This is a genomic window from Pseudomonas reidholzensis (genome assembly GCF_900536025.1).
GTDB lineage: Bacteria > Pseudomonadota > Gammaproteobacteria > Pseudomonadales > Pseudomonadaceae > Aquipseudomonas > Aquipseudomonas reidholzensis.
In genome coordinates this window covers 64,362-79,378 of record NZ_UNOZ01000025.1, presented here as the reverse complement: position 1 = coordinate 79,378, position 15,017 = coordinate 64,362, and the positions used below count along the sequence as shown (strand labels likewise).

The following is a 15,017-nucleotide window of genomic DNA, read 5'->3' as shown; positions in this document are numbered from 1 at the left end:
AAAACCGCTGGCTCCCACATACGGCCCTCCGCTGCGCTGCGGGTTCCCTCACTCCGGCCTTGCTCCCGCGAGGACCGGGCTGTACGGGCCTTCCTGGCCCGCAGCCCTTGCCGGCCATCCATGGCCGTCACCTCGCTCCGCAAGACCTCCGTTCGGCCTCCTGAGGTCGCCAAGTTAGGGGTGGCGCCTGGGCTGGCGTTATCTTCGATAGTGACATTTTTGGTGGATATCTGATCATCGCGGGCAAGCCCGCTCCTACAAGGACCGCGCCGACCTGTAGGAGCGGGCTTGCCCGCGATGGCCGGAAGGTCAATGCAAATTCTGGCGCTGACGCGCTGTACCGCCCTTATAAACAAGCGAGAGCGAAGCGATTCGCCAGCCGTTGCCCTGGCCCTTGATCTGGCCGTTGATCTTGATCTGGCTTGTGATCTTGATCTACTGCGACTTCAGGAGGCCGAACGGAGGTCTTGCGGAGCGAGGTGACGGCCAGGAAGGCCGGCAAGGGCTGCGGGCCAGGAAGGCCCGTACAGCCCGGTCCTCGCGGGAGCAAGACCGGAGTGAGGGAACCCGTAGCGCAGCGAAGGGCCGTATGTAGGAGCAAGCGGTTTTTGGTTACTTTTTTCCAAGAAAAAAAGTGACCCGCCGTAAGGGCGGAAGGGGCCGGCAGCAGCACCCCACCAACTGGATAAACTCACTGGCTGTTTTTTATGCCGAGCACGTGCCTTTTGCCAAACCCAGGCGTCGAAATCCGGTCAATATCCCTCTTTGCACCTGAACGGTCGAGAACCTGATGAGCTTTATTCAAAGCAATCTGAGCAATCTGTTGGCGGTCTGCTGGTTTGCCCTGTGCTGGGGCGGTTACACCCGTTATGCCATCTTCAAAGGCCGCGACACCGCCTGCCTGGCCAGTGTGCTGCACCTCTACCGCGAAGACTGGATGCGCCGCATGCTGCTGCGCGACAACCGCATCGCCGACGCCAGCGTGATCGGCAACCTGGAGCGTAACGCCTCGTTCTTTGCCTCCAGCACCCTGATCATCCTCGCCGGTATCCTCACCGTGCTGGGCGCTTCGGACCGCGCCTTGTCGCTGCTGGCCGACCTGCCGCTGGTGCAGCAGGCGTCCCAGGGCATGTCGGAAATCAAGCTGCTGAGCCTGGCGGCCGTGTTTGTGTATGCCTTCTTCACCTTCAGCTGGTGCATGCGTCAATACAACTTCGCGGCCGTACTGGTCGGCTCGGCACCGATGATTGGTGAGCGCCAGGTCAATGAACTCGAGCGCAAGGCCTTTGCTTCGCGCGCGGCCCGCGTGCTGTCGCTGGCCGCCAACCAGTTCAACCTGGGCCTGCGCGCTTATTACTTCGGCATGGCCATGCTCACCTGGTTTATCGGGCCCTGGTTGTTCATGGTCACCAGTATTGGCGTGGTGCTGATTCTGTACCGCCGCGAGTTCCATTCCGACGTGTTGGAAGTGATGGTGTTCACCCCCACCGAAAGTGCGCCGCTCGACGCCAGCAAAGAAAGTTCAATGCCAGCAACTGAAACGATTAATCGATAAACTTCAGGCACAAAAAAACCCGACAAAGTCGGGTTTTTTTGTTTATGCCAATTACGGCTTGGCAGGTTCGGCTGGCGCCGGTGCAGCAGGGGTAGCTTCGTCAGCAGCTTCTTTAGCCGCTTCTTGCTGCGCTTCAGCCTGATCTTTGGCGGCTTCGGCGTTTTCCTTGGCAGCCTCGTTCATTTTATCCTGAGCTTCGCCCGCTTTTTCCTGGGCTTGCTCAGCGTGTTGCTGTGCGTCCTGGGCTTTGTCTTCGCTTTTTTTATCGCAAGCGGCCAGACCCATGGCAGCGGCCAGCATCAGAGCAAAAGCAAAAGGTTTACGCATGGGGGTGTCTCTCCTGGGTTGAATAACTTACTTGTTCCTTCGAGCTCAAGTAAGTGGAATAAGTTCCGCGCAGGTTACAGATATATAACGCCCCGTTCTACATAGACTTTTTTCGGGTTTTGTGCCGTTACGGTAGAGGGAGCGAGCGCATGAGCGACACCCCATTGAAGGCCATGGCCGAACGCTTTCTTTCGGCACTCAGGCACTGCCAGTTATTGCAGATGCGCGTGCACCAGGCGGATGCCGACGGCATGACCCTGGTATTGCCCTGGTCGCCGCTGATTGTCGGTAATCCGCAGACCGGCGCGGTCCATGGTGGTGCGCTGACCACGCTGCTGGACACCACCTGTGGCATGGCCACGCTCTGCGCGCTGCCACAGTTCGAGGTGTGCCCGACGCTCGACCTGCGCATCGACTACATGCACCCGGCCGAGGCCGGCAAGGACATCTATGGCCACGCGCAGTGCTACCGGGTCACCCGCGATGTGATCTTTACCCGCGGCACGGCGTACCAGGATGACCCCGACCAGCCGATCTGCCAGGTGGTCGGCACCTTCATGCGCCTGGGCCAGGCGGTGAGGGGCGGCATCGGCTTTGGCAAACGGTTGAAAACGGAGCAGGGCAGATGATCCCTCACGACGTGCGTCAGCGCCTTAATAAAGCGCATGCCGTGGGCGACTACCGCCCACTGCTGTCGCTGATCCCCTACGCCAGCCTGATCGGCATCGAGTGCCAGCGCCAGGGCGATGACCTGCTGTTTCGCTTGCCTGCCAGCCCGGACAACGTCGGCAACCCGTTGCTGCCCGCCATTCATGGCGGCGTCATTGCCGGCTTCATGGAGCTCTCCGCGGCCCTGTACCTGCTGATCTACAGCGAGAGCGCGAGCATTCCCAAGATCATCGATTTTTCCATCGACTACCTGCGCGCCGGCCACCTGCGCGACACCTACGCCCAGTGCCAGCTGTGGCGTCAGGGGCGACGCATCACCAACGTGGCGATCACTGCCTGGCAGGCGGATCGCGACACGCCGATCGCCACCGCACGTGCTCATTTCAAGATCGAACCGCAAAAGCCCTTGAAATAGTCGGGCATGCCCCCATCTGCTTGTCATCCCGCCGTAAAAGCTGGCCAACCTGGCCGCCGGGCGACCACTGCCATCAGATCGGAGTTTTGAAGACCATGAGTGTGGAGACACAAAAAGAAACCCTGGGCTTCCAGACCGAGGTGAAGCAACTGCTGCACCTCATGATCCACTCGCTGTACTCGAACAAGGAAATCTTCCTGCGCGAGCTCATCTCCAACGCCTCCGACGCCGCCGACAAGCTGCGCTTCGAGGCCTTGGCCAAGCCTGAGCTGCTCGAAGGCGATGCTGATCTGAAGATCCGCGTCAGCTTCGACAAGGAAGCCGGCACCGTGACCCTCGAGGACAACGGCATCGGCATGAGCCGCGAAGACGTCATCGCGCACCTGGGTACCATCGCCAAGTCCGGCACCGCCGACTTCATGAAGAACCTCAGCGGCGACCAGAAGAAGGACTCGCACCTGATCGGCCAGTTCGGCGTGGGCTTCTACTCGGCCTTCATCGTTGCCGACAAGGTCGACGTCTACAGCCGTCGCGCTGGCCAGCCGGCCGCCGAGGGCGTGCACTGGTCGTCGAAAGGCGAGGGCGACTTCGAAGTCTCCACCATCGACAAGCCACAGCGTGGCACCCGCATCGTCCTGCACCTGAAAAAGGCCGAGGAAGAGTTTGCTGACGGCTGGCGTCTGCGCAACGTGGTCAAGAAGTACTCCGACCACATTGCCCTGCCGATCGAGCTGCCCAAGGAGCAGGCCGAAGCCGCCGAAGGCGAAGAAAAGCCCGCGCAGGAATGGGAAACCGTCAACCGCGCCAGCGCCCTGTGGACCCGTCCGCGTACCGAGGTCAAGGACGAGGAATACCAGGAGTTCTACAAGCACATCGGCCACGACTTCGAGAACCCGCTGGCCTGGAGCCACAACAAGGTCGAAGGCAAGCTCGAGTACAACTCGCTGCTGTACGTGCCGGCCCGCGCGCCGTTCGACCTCTACCAGCGTGAAGCGCCACGCGGCCTGAAGCTGTATGTGCAGCGTGTGTTCATCATGGACCAGGCCGAGTCGTTCCTGCCGCTGTACCTGCGCTTCATCAAGGGTGTGGTCGACTCCAACGACCTGTCGCTGAACGTCTCGCGCGAGATCCTGCAGAAGGATCCGATCATCGACTCGATGAAGACCGCGCTGACCAAGCGCGTGCTGGACATGCTCGAGAAGCTGGCGAAAAACGAGCCAGAGCAGTACAAGGGCTTCTGGAAGAACTTCGGCCAGGTCCTCAAGGAAGGCCCGGCAGAAGACTTCGCCAACAAGGAGAAGATCGCCGGCCTGCTGCGCTTCGCCTCGACCCATGACGACAGCGGCGAGCAGAGCGTTGCCCTGGCGGACTACCTGGCCCGCGCCAAAGAAGGCCAGGACAAGATCTACTACCTCACCGGCGAAACCTACGCGCAGGTCAAGAACAGCCCGCACCTGGAGGTCTTCCGCAAGAAAGGCATCGAAGTGCTGCTGCTGACCGACCGTATCGACGAGTGGCTGATGAGCTACCTGAGCGACTTCGACGGCAAGAGCTTTGTCGACGTCGCCCGCGGCGACCTGGACCTGGGCAAGCTGGATTCGGAAGAAGACAAGAAGGCCCAGGAAGAAGTCGCCAAGGACAAGGAAGGCCTGGTCGAGCGTCTCAAGGCCGCACTGGGTGACAGCGTTGCCGAGGTGCGTGTCTCGCACCGCCTGACCGACTCGCCGGCGATCCTGGCCATTGGTGAGCAGGACCTGGGCCTGCAGATGCGCCAGATCCTCGAGGCCAGCGGGCAGAAAGTGCCGGATTCCAAGCCGATCTTCGAGTTCAACCCGGCTCACCCGCTGATCGAGAAGCTCGATCACGAGCAGAGCGAAGACCGCTTCGCCGAACTGTCGCACATCCTGTTCGATCAGGCGGCGCTGGCAGCCGGCGACAGCCTGAAGGACCCGGCGGCGTACGTCCGTCGCCTGAACAAGCTTCTGGTCGAGCTGTCTGCTTGAGTTAGAGGTTAGGAAAGCCCGCTTCGGCGGGCTTTTTCTTGGGTGCAAGGAGGAGTTTGATGAGCAAGGTAATCATTGAATCGCTGGTCTATCACCTGTCCGGCAAGACCTACGAGAGCCGCCTGGTGTATGAGCCCGGCGCATTGGGCCGACCAGGCCTGGTCATGGCGCCGAACTGGATGGGTATCGGCGAAGGCGCCGAGCGAATCGCCCGGGAAGTCGCCGAGCAGGGCTATGTGGTGTTGATCGCTGACCTGTATGGTCAGTCGGTACGCCCGTCCAATGCGGACGAGGCGGGGGCGGCGATGATGCCGCTGAAGAATGATCGCGCAGAGCTGCGCAAGCGCATGAAAGAGGCTCTGGATCAGCTGCTGGGGCAGTCCAAGGCGCTGCTGACGCCGGGTAAGGTGGCAACGTTCGGCTTCTGCTTCGGCGGTTGCTGTGCGCTGGAACTGGCCCGTACCGGGGCGGACCTGAAGGCGGCGGTGTCGTTCCATGGCACCCTGGATACACCGGATGCCGAAGACGCCAAGCGTATCAAAGGCGCGGTGCTGGTGCTGCATGGTGCGTCTGACCCGTTGGTGCCGCGTGAGCAGTTGCCGGCGTTCGAGGCGGAGATGAACGCGGCCAAGGTCGATTGGCAGTTGCTCAGCTATGGCGGCGCGGTGCACTCGTTCACCGATCCGGCGGCCAATGTGCCCGGCAAGATGCAGTACGACCGCAACACCTCGGAGCGGGCGTTCAAGGCCATGCACAACCTGCTGACTGAAGTGTTCAAAGGCTGAAATAGCCGGGGCTGCTGCGCAGCCCTTCGCGGGTGAACCCGCTCCCACAGGGGGGGTGCCGACCTCGAGAGTGGCGCGGTCCTTGTGGGAGATTGCCCGGCCTTAGAGGCTGTGCTGTCGCGTATAGAGCAGAATTTTGTAAAGCGCCGCAGCACCCTGTGGGAGCGGGTTCACCCGCGAAGGACTGCGCAGCGGCCCCACTAGCGCGGTAGTTCGATCCGTTCGCGTTCCCCTGGCACCACCGGCCAGTCCCCTGCAGCCCAGCGCGCCCGGGCCTGCTCGATCAGTGCCGGATCACTGGCAACAAAATTCCAGTTCATCCGCCGTGGCCCATCCAGCGGCGCGCCACCCACCAGCACCAGCTGGCATTCCCCTTCGGCGTACAGCGTCACCGCTTCGCCCTCAGGCAGCACCACCAGGCTGCAGGGCTCCACCTCCTGCTCATCGAGCAGCAACCCGCCATCCAGCAGGTACAGCGCCCGCTGCAGGTGCTCGGTCGGCACTACCAGGCTGGTGGCCGGCTGCATGTGCACATGGGCGTAGAGGGTAGGGGAGAGCACCGGCACCGGCGACGCCAGGCAGAAGCCCTCGCCGGCAATCATGCAGATCCGTACCCCAAGGCTGTCGCTGACCGGCAGGCTCGCCGCTGCGTGGTGGCTGTAGTGTGCGGCGCCCTGTTCATGTTCGCGCGGCGACGCAAGCCAGACTTGAAGGCCATGCAGGCGCGAGCCTTTGGCGACACCCTCGGCCGGCGTGCGCTCGACATGCGCGACCCCCGCGCCTGCGGTCATCCAGCTGACCTCGCCCGGCAGTACCCGCTGCGCAGAGCCCAGGCTGTCCTTGTGCAGGATCTCGCCCTCGAACAGATAAGTCAGGGTCGACAGGCCGATGTGCGGGTGCTGGCGGATATCCATGCCGTGGCCGGGTGAGTAGTCCGTCTCGAGCATATGGTCGAAGAACACGAACGGCCCGACACTGCGACACTGGGCCGACGGCAGCGGCCGCAGGATCGGCTGGCCCTCGACCGATTCGGCGCGCGGGCGGATGATCAACGGGCGGCTCATGCTGGGCTCCAGGCGGGGGCGGAAGAGCCCCCAGCATAGCGGGTTGTCGGCCATTGCTGAACCGCCGCCGGTGCGCGTGGGTCTACCCTGTTCGAATCAGGACAAGGAGGCGCTCATGATTGCCAGAGCACTGGCTGGCGTGCTGCTCACGGGGCTGATGTGCCACGCCGCGCAGGCGCGCGACTACCGCTACAGCGATGCCCATCTGCACTACGTCGACTTCTTCCAGGAGACCGAAGGCATGCCGGCGTTACTCGAGGCGATGGACCAGGCGGGGATCGACCAGTCGATGATCTCGGGCGTCTCGGTGGCCAAGAAGTGGCACGAGGACGAGCCCAAGCGGCCACGTTACTACGCAGGCGATGACGCCGACGCCTACTGGTACAGCGCCACCGATATCTACGTGGCAGCGGCGCTGGAGAAGCTGCCGGCGGAGCAGCGCAAGCGCTTTCATCCGTTTCTCACCGGCTTCAACCCGGTCGACAAGAATGCGCTGAGCCATATCGAACGCATGCTCGAGCTGTACCCAGGCATGTGGCAGGGCATCGGCGAGGTGTTTACCCGTCACGATGACCTGACGGCGCTGACCAGCGGCGACACGCCGAGGGCCAACAACGAGGCGATGACGCGGATCTATCACCTGGCGGCCGAGCGCGACCTGCCGGTGCTGATCCATTCCAATATCACCTCCAAGCGCGAGCGTAATCCGCTGTACCTGGCGGAAATCGAAGAGCCGCTGCGCAACCATCCGCACACCCGCTTCATCTGGGCGCATGCGGGGGCGAGCAAGGAGATTCATCGGCACCAGACGCAGATGGATTTTCTCCTGCCAGTGCTGGAGCGCATGCTCAAGGACTACCCCAACCTGTACATCGACTTGTCCTGGAGCGTGCTAGAGCCGTACCTGCTCGATGAGGCAGGCAAGCCGAGGAAGGCCTGGGTCGAATTGGTCGAGCGCTACCCTGAGCGGTTCATGCTGGGGTCGGATGTAGTCGGGCGGTTTGGCACCCTGGGGAAGGAAATGCGTGGCTTCGATCCATTCCTGGATGCCTTGCCGGAGGACGTGGCGCGCAAGGTAGCGCGGGACAACTTCCTGGCGGTGCTGCCCAAGGGCCATTGAGTTGCCGTTGCTGGCCTCATCGCGGGCAAGCCCGCGGATCAGCGCCACTTGTAGGAGTGGGCTTGCCCGCGATGAGGCCGGTCTGGAAAACTCGAAACCCAGAAACAAAAACGCCCCGAACCAGTCGGGGCGTTTCAGTTCAGCAGTCAGGCCTTACTTGCCTGCCCAGCGCTTGAGCACCAGGGTGGCGTTGGTGCCGCCGAAGCCGAAGCTGTTGCTCATCACGGTGTCGATCTTCGCGTTCTCGATGGTCTCGCGCTGGATCGGCAGGTCAGCGACCTCCGGGTCCAGCTCATCGATGTTGGCGGAGCCGGCGATGAAGTTGTTTTCCATCATCAGCAGGCAGTAGATCGCCTCGTGTACGCCTGCGGCGCCCAGCGAGTGACCGGAGAGGCTCTTGGTCGAGCTGATCTTCGGTGCCTTGTCGCCGAACACTGCACGCACACCTTTCATCTCCGCGACGTCGCCGACCGGGGTCGAGGTGCCGTGGGTGTTCAGGTAGTCGATCGGGGTGTCGACGGTGGACAGCGCCTGCTGCATGCAGCGGATGGCGCCTTCACCGCTCGGAGCGACCATGTCGTAGCCGTCGGAGGTCGCGCCGTAGCCGACGATTTCGGCGTAGATCTTGGCGCCACGGGCCAGGGCGTGTTCCAGCTCTTCGACCACCACCATGCCGCCGCCGCCCGCGATGACGAAACCGTCACGGTCGGCGTCATAGGCACGCGAGGCCTGCTCTGGGGTTTCGTTGCGCTTGGTCGACAGTGCGCCCATCGCGTCGAACAGGAACGACTGGCTCCAGTGCTCTTCTTCACCGCCACCGGCGAAGACGATGTCCTGCTTGCCCCACTGGATCTGCTCCAGTGCGGTACCGATGCAGTGTGCGCTGGTGGCGCAGGCCGAGGAGATCGAGTAGTTGATACCCTTGATCTTGAACGGCGTTGCCAGGCACGCGGAGACCGTGCTGCCCATGGTGCGGGTGACGCGGTATGGGCCGACGCGCTTGACGCCCTTCTCGCGCAGGGTATCCAGCGCTTCCATCTGGTTCAGGGTCGATGCGCCGCCGGAGCCTGCTACCAGGCCGGTGCGCGGGTTGGAAACCTGCTCTTCGGTCAGCCCCGAGTCCTTGATCGCGTCCTGCATCGACAGGTAGGCGTAGGCAGCGGCGTGACCCACGAAGCGGAACACCTTGCGGTCGATCAGTTCTTCGAGGTTCAAGTCGATGGAACCGGAAACCTGGCTACGCAGCCCCATTTCCTTATAGTCCGGGTTGAAACGAATGCCCGGACGGCTCTTGCGCAGGTTTTCGGTGACGGTCTCTTTGTCATTGCCCAGGCACGATACGATGCCCAGACCAGTGATAACGACGCGGCGCATGCGAATAACCCTTAGAAATTGTCAGTGGAGGTGAACACGCCGACCCGCAGGGCTTCGGCAGTGTAGATCTCGCGGCCGTCGACGCTGACCGAGCCATCGGCGATGGCCATGTTCAGCTTGCCCTTCAGGACGCGCTTGATATGAATGTTGTAGGTGACTTTCTTCGCCGTAGGCAAGACCTGGCCGAAAAATTTCACTTCGCCCGAACCCAGGGCGCGACCGCGACCCGGCAGGCCCTGCCAGCCGAGGAAGAAGCCGACCAGCTGCCACATGGCGTCGAGGCCCAGGCAGCCCGGCATGACCGGATCACCTTCGAAGTGGCACGCGAAGAACCACAGGTCCGGGGTGATATCCAGCTCGGCGACCAATTCACCTTTGCCGAACTTACCGCCTTCTTCGCTGATATGCGTGATGCGATCGACCATCAACATGTTCGGGGCGGGCAGTTGCGCGTTACCTGGGCCGAACAGCTCACCGCGACTGCAGCGCAGCAGGTCTTCCCGAGTAAAGGCGTTTTGTTTGGTCATGCGAGCTCCTCAATAATCCCCATGCGGCAGGGGATGAATCTTCCCGGCCATCCCAGAGCACTACAAGCTCAGAGTGGCAGCCTACAGGTAGACTATTGCGTTGTGGTGAAAGTCACAGAACACCTGGCAAATGAAGTACAGGTGTTCACTGAAACCGGTATTTTCAGGCCCAGCGACGGTCCTGTCTAGTCTAAGACTGCCGCACTTTAGCATTTATCGCCAGTCGCAGCTGTCTGCCCGGGCAGCCAGCGCTGCAACACCCGCTGCAGGTCGGTACGTTTGAACGGTTTGCTCAGGTAATCGTTCATGCCCGCCGCCAGGCAACGCTCACGGTCGCCCTGCAGCGCGCTGGCGGTCAAGGCGATGATCGGCAGGGCGCCGCCATGGGCCAGCAGGCGGATCCGCCGGGTGGCTTCGTAGCCATCGACCCGCGGCAGCCGACAGTCCATCAGCACGGCGGCAAACCGCTGCTGGTCGACCTGCTCCACCGCCTGCACGCCATCCAGCGCGACACTGACCTCGAAGCCCAGGCTGCGCAGCATCGCCTCGATGACGCTCTGGTTGACCGGGTTGTCCTCGACCAGCAAGACCCGCCCGCCAGGCGCTGGCGCCGCGCTGCTCGGCGGCGTGTCCGGGGGCAGGGCGAGTGGTGTGCTGGAGAGCGTCAGGGGCATTTCCAGGGTAAACGTCGAGCCCAGCCCTACGCGGCTTTCGGCGCGCAGCTGGCCGCCCATGCGTTCGGCCAGGGTGCGCGCGATCGCCAGGCCCAGGCCGGTGCCGCCATAGCGCCGGGAGATCGAGCTGTCGGCCTGCTGGAAGGCCACGAACATGGTTTCCAGGCGGTCCTTGTCGATGCCGATCCCGGTGTCGCGGACCGCGCAGGTGAGCCACAGGGTCTGGCGGTCGGTCACCTGCCAGCGGGTTTCGACTTCGACCTGGCCCTGCTCGGTGAACTTCAAGGCATTGCCGATCAGGTTCAGCAGGATCTGGCGAATGCGCGTCGGGTCGCCGGCGACCTGCAGCCGTTCGAGGCCGGGGGTCGGCTTCAGGTGCAGGTCCAGCCCGCGTTGCAGGGCGCTGTGCTGGAACGACTGCACGCTGCTGGCGATCAGCTCGCCGAGGTTGAAGTCGATGTGCTCGAGCTCGAGGTGGGTGCGCTCGATGCGCGAGAAGTCGAGGATGTCATTGATGACCTTGAGCAGGTGCCCGGTGGATTCGCCGGCCACCGACGTGTAGTCGGCCTGTTCGCTGGTCAACGGGGTGGTTTCGAGCAATTGCAGCATGCCCATCACACCGTTCATCGGCGTGCGCAGCTCATGGCTCATCATCGCCAGGAAGTCCGACTTGGCGCGGTTGGCCTGCTCGGCTTCCTCGCGCGCCTGGGTCAGCTGGGCGATCGCCTGCTGTTGTTGCTGGCTGGCCTGTTCGAGGGCGCTGGCGAGGTTGTTGATGTGCCGCGCCAGGTGGCCCAGCTCGCTGTCGTCGACCACCGGCACCGGGGCGTTGAATTCACCCTGCTGGATGGCCTTGACGGCGTGGCCCATGTCGCTGATCGGCTTGGCCAGGCTCATGGCCAGGCGGCGGGCGAGGAGAAAGGTGAAGAGCAGGGCGAACAGCGCGAGGATACCGGCCTTGATGACGATTTCCTGTTGGCGCTGGCTGAAGGCGTCGTCGGACATGCCGACGATCACCCGGCCCAGGTAGTCGTCACCGATGCGTGGCATCGGTGTCTTGCTGTGTTGCAGGAAGTCGCTGTCCAGGCGCAGCTGTTGCAGGCGGATCGGCGCCTGGAACACCTCGACGCGCTGCGCCCGGTTGGCGCTTTCATCGGACTGCTCGACGTAGACCAGGATGTGGTTGCGGCTGTCCTGCACCTCGAGGAAGCGCACGTGAGGGATGCTCAAGGTCGCGCGCATCAGGCTTTCGAGCACTTCGTTGTTGCCCGAGATGACGCCGTATTCGGAGGCCGGTGCCAGCTGGTTGGCGATCAGTTGCCCGGTGTGGTTGAGCTCCTGGCGCAGGTCCTGGATGCGTACGAAGGTAAAGAAGCTGATCAGCAGCAGCGTCAGCAGCAGGGCCGGGCCAAGGCTGATGATCTGCGTGCGGGTATGGATATCCCAGCTCAGGCGTTTGCTCATGGGGTGGGCTCTCCTTCAGCCAGGGTCAGCGCGGCGGCCTGCGGGTCGATCGGTTCAAGGCCCAGGGCGCGGGCCACCTGCTGGTTGCCACTGACACCGTAATGCGCGGGGTACAGGCTGCGTGGCCAGCGCGCCGGGGGCTGGTCGAGCAATTGGTCGAGCACCGCCAGCCAGTCGTCCTGGTCGCTGTAGGTACTGGCCAGGGCGCCGGCGCGGACAAAGCCGGCGTTCGGCCCGATCAGCGCCATCTGCCGGCCATAGCTGCTGAGCAGGACGTTCTTGGCGGTCTTGGCGTTGTACAGGTCGGGGTCGTCGATGCCCAGCAGCACGTCGCTGTTGCCCAGCAGGTGCTGCAGGGGCCGGCTGTCGCGCAGGTCGGACCAGTCCTGGGCGATGATCTCCAGCTTCAGTGCGCGCGCCGCCTGGCGCAGTTCATCCAGCAGAAAGCGGCTCTGCTCGCCATACAGCACCCCAACTCGGCGTGCCTGTGGCAGCAGCAGGCGGGTCAGGCGCAACTGGCGCTCCAGCGGCGGGTCGCTCCAGAGCAGGCTGAGGTAGGCCGGCCGCGACTTTCCCAGGCGTTGCTCGGCCTGGACCCGGCTGACCCGCATGGCCAGTGCCGGTGGCCCGGCGGCTTCGCTCAGGCGCCACTCCAGCGCGGCGCTGTCGAGCAGCACCAGGCGTATGTCGCCTTTCAGCTGGCCGGGGCGTGGCAGGCTGGCGGTGCTCTGGAAACGCACCTGATCGTGGCCGCGGCGTGCTTGCACAGCCTCGACGAAACTGCGAATGCCAGGCTGATCATCGCCGACCAGCAGGATCTCGCTGGCTGACAGCGTCCCCAGTGGCCACAGGCACAATAACAGCAGCAGGCGCAGCAGGCGGGCCATCAGAACTCCAGCTCCGCGCTGACGCTCAGGCGCTGGCGGCTGTCGTAGCGGTTCTGCGGCAGGGTGATCGGTTCGTCGTCCAGGCGCTGCTGCCACAGCGCGGCGAGTTCCAGGGTGCTGCCCTGGATCCGCAGGCGCTTGGCCAGGCGCAGGTCGACGCGCTCGAAGCGGTAGCCATTGAGCGTGTCGTCGCCATAGTAGAACAGCGCACTCGACCAGCCCGCGCCCCAGTCGCGCATCCAGCCGGCCGAGCCGCTGTTGCGCGCGGTGTTGCTGCTGTCGTTGAGGTTGCTGGCCCAGGTATCGACGTAGGCGTAGGTCAGGCGCAGGCGATCGCGTTGGGTCGGGCGCCAGTCCAGTTGCGCCTCGCTGCCGCTGAAGCGCGCCTTGTTGCTGTTGCTGGCGATGTACTGATTGTTGCGCAGCGGCTCGCTGATCATGCCGCTGATCTCGTCGTAGAACACCTTCACGTCGACGTTCAGGTCGCTGAAGCTGCCGTTGTAGCCGAGCTCGCGCGAGCGCATGCGCTCTTGATCGAGGTCGCCCGGGCCGCGGGTCTTGACGAAGTACTGGCCGCTGCCCAGGCCGGGCTGGTAGGGGGCCAGGTTGCGAACGGTGTAGCTCCAGTTGACGTTGTTTTCGAACATGTCCGGCGAGCGTACCGCTTCGGAGTACACCGCACGCAAGCCGTGGCGCGGGGTAATCAGGTAGTTGAGCGCTACGCGTGGGGTGAGCGAGTTGCCCGAGAGACGGCTGTCTTCGAACATCGCCCCGCCCTGAAGGATCCAGTGCTCGTCGACGCGCCACTCGAACTGGCCGAACAGGCGCCAGGTCTGGTCGTCCAGGGTGCCGTTGAAATAGGTCTGCGAGTCCGCTTTGTCGTAGCGAACGTTGGCGCCTGTGAGCAAGCGAAGGTTGTCGGTCAGGCTCAGGGTGTCCTGGATTTCCAGGTCATAGCGGGTCTCACGGGTACTTTGATCGACGTCGCCGCAGACGACATTGCTGCCCCCCAGGTTGTCCCACTGGTTCTTCACCTGGTCGCGCAGGCCTTGCAAGGTCGGATCGCTGTTGCCGGGTGGGTTTCTGATGTTGCGCGCCACCTGCTCGGCGTAGTTCGAGTTCAGCTGCCACAGGCGGGTCAGTTCGGGGCTGAACGATAGCGCCGCATCACAGGCGCGCCAGACCTGCTGGCGGTCGAAATGCTGGGCCGCGCCTTGTACGTATAGGCTGTGCTCGGGGTTGAAGTCGATGTTCCAGCGCACCGAGGCGGCATAGTCCTTGGCGTTGACGTCGGCGTCATTGCCCGTTTGGGTGACGAAGGGGAACACCGGCTGGTAGGTATACGGCCGCTGGTTGCTGCCTTCCTTGGCCGCCAGCTGCCATTCCAGGGTCTGGTTCGCCGCCAGCATGTGGCTGGCACTGACGTTGATGCGGTTGAGGCGGCGGCTGTCGCGGTAATCCCGGCCGAGCTGATCCTGGTCGAAGCCGTCGTCCTGCTGGCCCGACAGCGACAGGCGCAGGTCACCGCTATCCCAGCCAAACCCTTGGCTGGCGTAGTAGTCGTTGATGCCGTCGGCGCCGCGGGTCAGTTTCAGCCGCGTACCGTGGCTGTCGGCCGGGTTGCGGGTGAGGATGTTGACCACCGCCATCAGCGCGTTGGCGCCGTAGCTGACGGTGTTGGGGCCGCGGAACACCTCGATCCGCTCGATATCCTCGAGGGCCACCGGGATATCGCTCCAGTCCACCGTGGCCAGGCCCGCGCGGTACACCGAGCGGCCGTCGATCAAAACCTGCATGCGCCGCGCTTCGCTGACGTTGCTGCCGTGGTAGTTGACGGTGGGTTGGTTGCCGGCGCCGTAGCCGATCATCATGCCCGGCACCAGCCGCAGCAGTTCGGGGATGTCGCGGGCGCCGCTGGCGCGGATCAGTTCGCTGTCGAGCACGGTCATGCTGCCGGGCACGGCCGCCGGGGATTGCTTGAGGCGCGTGGCGGTCAGAACCTGCGGCAGGTCCTGGTTGTCAATGAACAGATCGTCGGCCACGGCCGGGCCGCCCAGCAGGGCAGTCAGCAACAGCAGGCGAGGGAAGGGGGGCGTGCCAGCGAACACGGAACTGCCTTGTATCGGTGTTTAATCAGGCATGTTAACCGACCT

General features: G+C 63.6%; 13 protein-coding genes. 6 read left to right on the top strand and 7 right to left on the bottom strand.

All coding sequences use genetic code 11. The features are described from left to right. Nucleotides 1–790: 790 nt before the first annotated feature. Entirely contained in the window at nucleotides 791–1,555 is a 765-nt protein-coding gene (locus CCOS865_RS17055) for a DUF599 domain-containing protein (RefSeq protein WP_119142916.1), read from the top strand. A gap of 51 nt (nucleotides 1,556–1,606) precedes the next feature. Here CCOS865_RS17055 and CCOS865_RS17050 read toward each other — a convergent pair whose 3' ends face one another. Next, a complete protein-coding gene (locus CCOS865_RS17050) occupies nucleotides 1,607–1,882 on the bottom strand; it encodes a hypothetical protein (protein ID WP_119142914.1) in 276 nt (91 codons plus the stop codon). Nucleotides 1,883–2,031: 149 nt separating this feature from the next. On the opposite strand from CCOS865_RS17050, the gene CCOS865_RS17045 reads away from it, so the two are divergent. From CCOS865_RS17045 to CCOS865_RS17030, 4 genes are all read left to right on the top strand, one after another. Next, complete coding sequence (locus tag CCOS865_RS17045) at nucleotides 2,032–2,511, top strand: PaaI family thioesterase (protein ID WP_119142913.1); 480 nt, start codon at nucleotides 2,032–2,034, stop codon at nucleotides 2,509–2,511. Further along, nucleotides 2,508–2,966, top strand: a complete 459-nt coding sequence (locus tag CCOS865_RS17040; RefSeq protein WP_119142912.1) for a PaaI family thioesterase — start codon at nucleotides 2,508–2,510, stop codon at nucleotides 2,964–2,966. The genes CCOS865_RS17045 and CCOS865_RS17040 overlap by 4 nt, the downstream gene beginning before the upstream one ends. Nucleotides 2,967–3,061: 95 nt before the next feature. After that, nucleotides 3,062–4,969, top strand: a complete 1,908-nt coding sequence (gene htpG / locus CCOS865_RS17035; RefSeq protein ID WP_119142911.1) for a molecular chaperone HtpG — start codon at nucleotides 3,062–3,064, stop codon at nucleotides 4,967–4,969. Between the two features lie 59 nt (nucleotides 4,970–5,028). Next, on the top strand, nucleotides 5,029–5,754 hold the full coding sequence (locus tag CCOS865_RS17030; RefSeq protein ID WP_119142910.1) for a dienelactone hydrolase family protein: 726 nt from the start codon (nucleotides 5,029–5,031) through the stop codon (nucleotides 5,752–5,754). A 200-nt stretch (nucleotides 5,755–5,954) separates the two neighbouring features. Here CCOS865_RS17030 and CCOS865_RS17025 read toward each other — a convergent pair whose 3' ends face one another. Further along, nucleotides 5,955–6,818, bottom strand: coding sequence for a pirin family protein (locus tag CCOS865_RS17025; protein WP_119142909.1), 864 nt, complete (start codon nucleotides 6,816–6,818; stop codon nucleotides 5,955–5,957). A 115-nt stretch (nucleotides 6,819–6,933) separates the two neighbouring features. Here CCOS865_RS17025 and CCOS865_RS17020 point away from each other — a divergent pair, with 115 nt between their 5' ends. Next, on the top strand, nucleotides 6,934–7,938 hold the full coding sequence (locus CCOS865_RS17020; RefSeq protein WP_119142907.1) for an amidohydrolase family protein: 1,005 nt from the start codon (nucleotides 6,934–6,936) through the stop codon (nucleotides 7,936–7,938). A gap of 153 nt (nucleotides 7,939–8,091) precedes the next feature. Here CCOS865_RS17020 and fabB read toward each other — a convergent pair whose 3' ends face one another. The 5 genes from fabB to CCOS865_RS16995 all read right to left on the bottom strand — a co-directional run bounded on the left by fabB (nucleotide 8,092) and on the right by CCOS865_RS16995 (nucleotide 14,972). Continuing rightward, nucleotides 8,092–9,312 carry a beta-ketoacyl-ACP synthase I gene (gene fabB / locus CCOS865_RS17015; protein ID WP_119142905.1) on the bottom strand — a complete coding sequence of 407 codons (1,221 nt, stop codon included), beginning with the start codon at nucleotides 9,310–9,312 and terminating at the stop codon, nucleotides 8,092–8,094. 11 nt (nucleotides 9,313–9,323) lie between these two features. Further along, nucleotides 9,324–9,839 carry a 3-hydroxyacyl-[acyl-carrier-protein] dehydratase FabA gene (fabA, locus tag CCOS865_RS17010; protein ID WP_101318173.1) on the bottom strand — a complete coding sequence of 172 codons (516 nt, stop codon included), beginning with the start codon at nucleotides 9,837–9,839 and terminating at the stop codon, nucleotides 9,324–9,326. 206 nt (nucleotides 9,840–10,045) lie between these two features. Then, nucleotides 10,046–11,977, bottom strand: a complete 1,932-nt coding sequence (locus CCOS865_RS17005; protein WP_119142903.1) for an ATP-binding protein — start codon at nucleotides 11,975–11,977, stop codon at nucleotides 10,046–10,048. Continuing rightward, nucleotides 11,974–12,864 (bottom strand): ABC transporter substrate-binding protein, encoded by an 891-nt coding sequence (locus CCOS865_RS17000; RefSeq protein ID WP_119142901.1) that lies wholly within the window; start codon nucleotides 12,862–12,864, stop codon nucleotides 11,974–11,976. The genes CCOS865_RS17005 and CCOS865_RS17000 overlap by 4 nt, the downstream gene beginning before the upstream one ends. Next, nucleotides 12,864–14,972, bottom strand: coding sequence for a TonB-dependent receptor plug domain-containing protein (locus CCOS865_RS16995; protein ID WP_119142899.1), 2,109 nt, complete (start codon nucleotides 14,970–14,972; stop codon nucleotides 12,864–12,866). The genes CCOS865_RS17000 and CCOS865_RS16995 overlap by 1 nt, the downstream gene beginning before the upstream one ends. Between the last annotated feature and the right edge of the window lie 45 nt (nucleotides 14,973–15,017).

What these genes read in the sequence shown, in the direction of transcription:
- CCOS865_RS17055 (WP_119142916.1), top strand. Translation starts at nt 791, where the DNA reads ATGAGCTTTATTCAAAGCAATCTGAGCAATCTGTTGGCGGTCTGCTGG.
- CCOS865_RS17050 (WP_119142914.1), bottom strand. Translation starts at nt 1,882, where the DNA reads ATGCGTAAACCTTTTGCTTTTGCTCTGATGCTGGCCGCTGCCATGGGT.
- CCOS865_RS17045 (WP_119142913.1), top strand. Translation starts at nt 2,032, where the DNA reads ATGAGCGACACCCCATTGAAGGCCATGGCCGAACGCTTTCTTTCGGCA.
- CCOS865_RS17040 (WP_119142912.1), top strand. Translation starts at nt 2,508, where the DNA reads ATGATCCCTCACGACGTGCGTCAGCGCCTTAATAAAGCGCATGCCGTG.
- htpG (WP_119142911.1), top strand. Translation starts at nt 3,062, where the DNA reads ATGAGTGTGGAGACACAAAAAGAAACCCTGGGCTTCCAGACCGAGGTG.
- CCOS865_RS17030 (WP_119142910.1), top strand. Translation starts at nt 5,029, where the DNA reads ATGAGCAAGGTAATCATTGAATCGCTGGTCTATCACCTGTCCGGCAAG.
- CCOS865_RS17025 (WP_119142909.1), bottom strand. Translation starts at nt 6,818, where the DNA reads ATGAGCCGCCCGTTGATCATCCGCCCGCGCGCCGAATCGGTCGAGGGC.
- CCOS865_RS17020 (WP_119142907.1), top strand. Translation starts at nt 6,934, where the DNA reads ATGATTGCCAGAGCACTGGCTGGCGTGCTGCTCACGGGGCTGATGTGC.
- fabB (WP_119142905.1), bottom strand. Translation starts at nt 9,312, where the DNA reads ATGCGCCGCGTCGTTATCACTGGTCTGGGCATCGTATCGTGCCTGGGC.
- fabA (WP_101318173.1), bottom strand. Translation starts at nt 9,839, where the DNA reads ATGACCAAACAAAACGCCTTTACTCGGGAAGACCTGCTGCGCTGCAGT.
- CCOS865_RS17005 (WP_119142903.1), bottom strand. Translation starts at nt 11,977, where the DNA reads ATGAGCAAACGCCTGAGCTGGGATATCCATACCCGCACGCAGATCATC.
- CCOS865_RS17000 (WP_119142901.1), bottom strand. Translation starts at nt 12,864, where the DNA reads ATGGCCCGCCTGCTGCGCCTGCTGCTGTTATTGTGCCTGTGGCCACTG.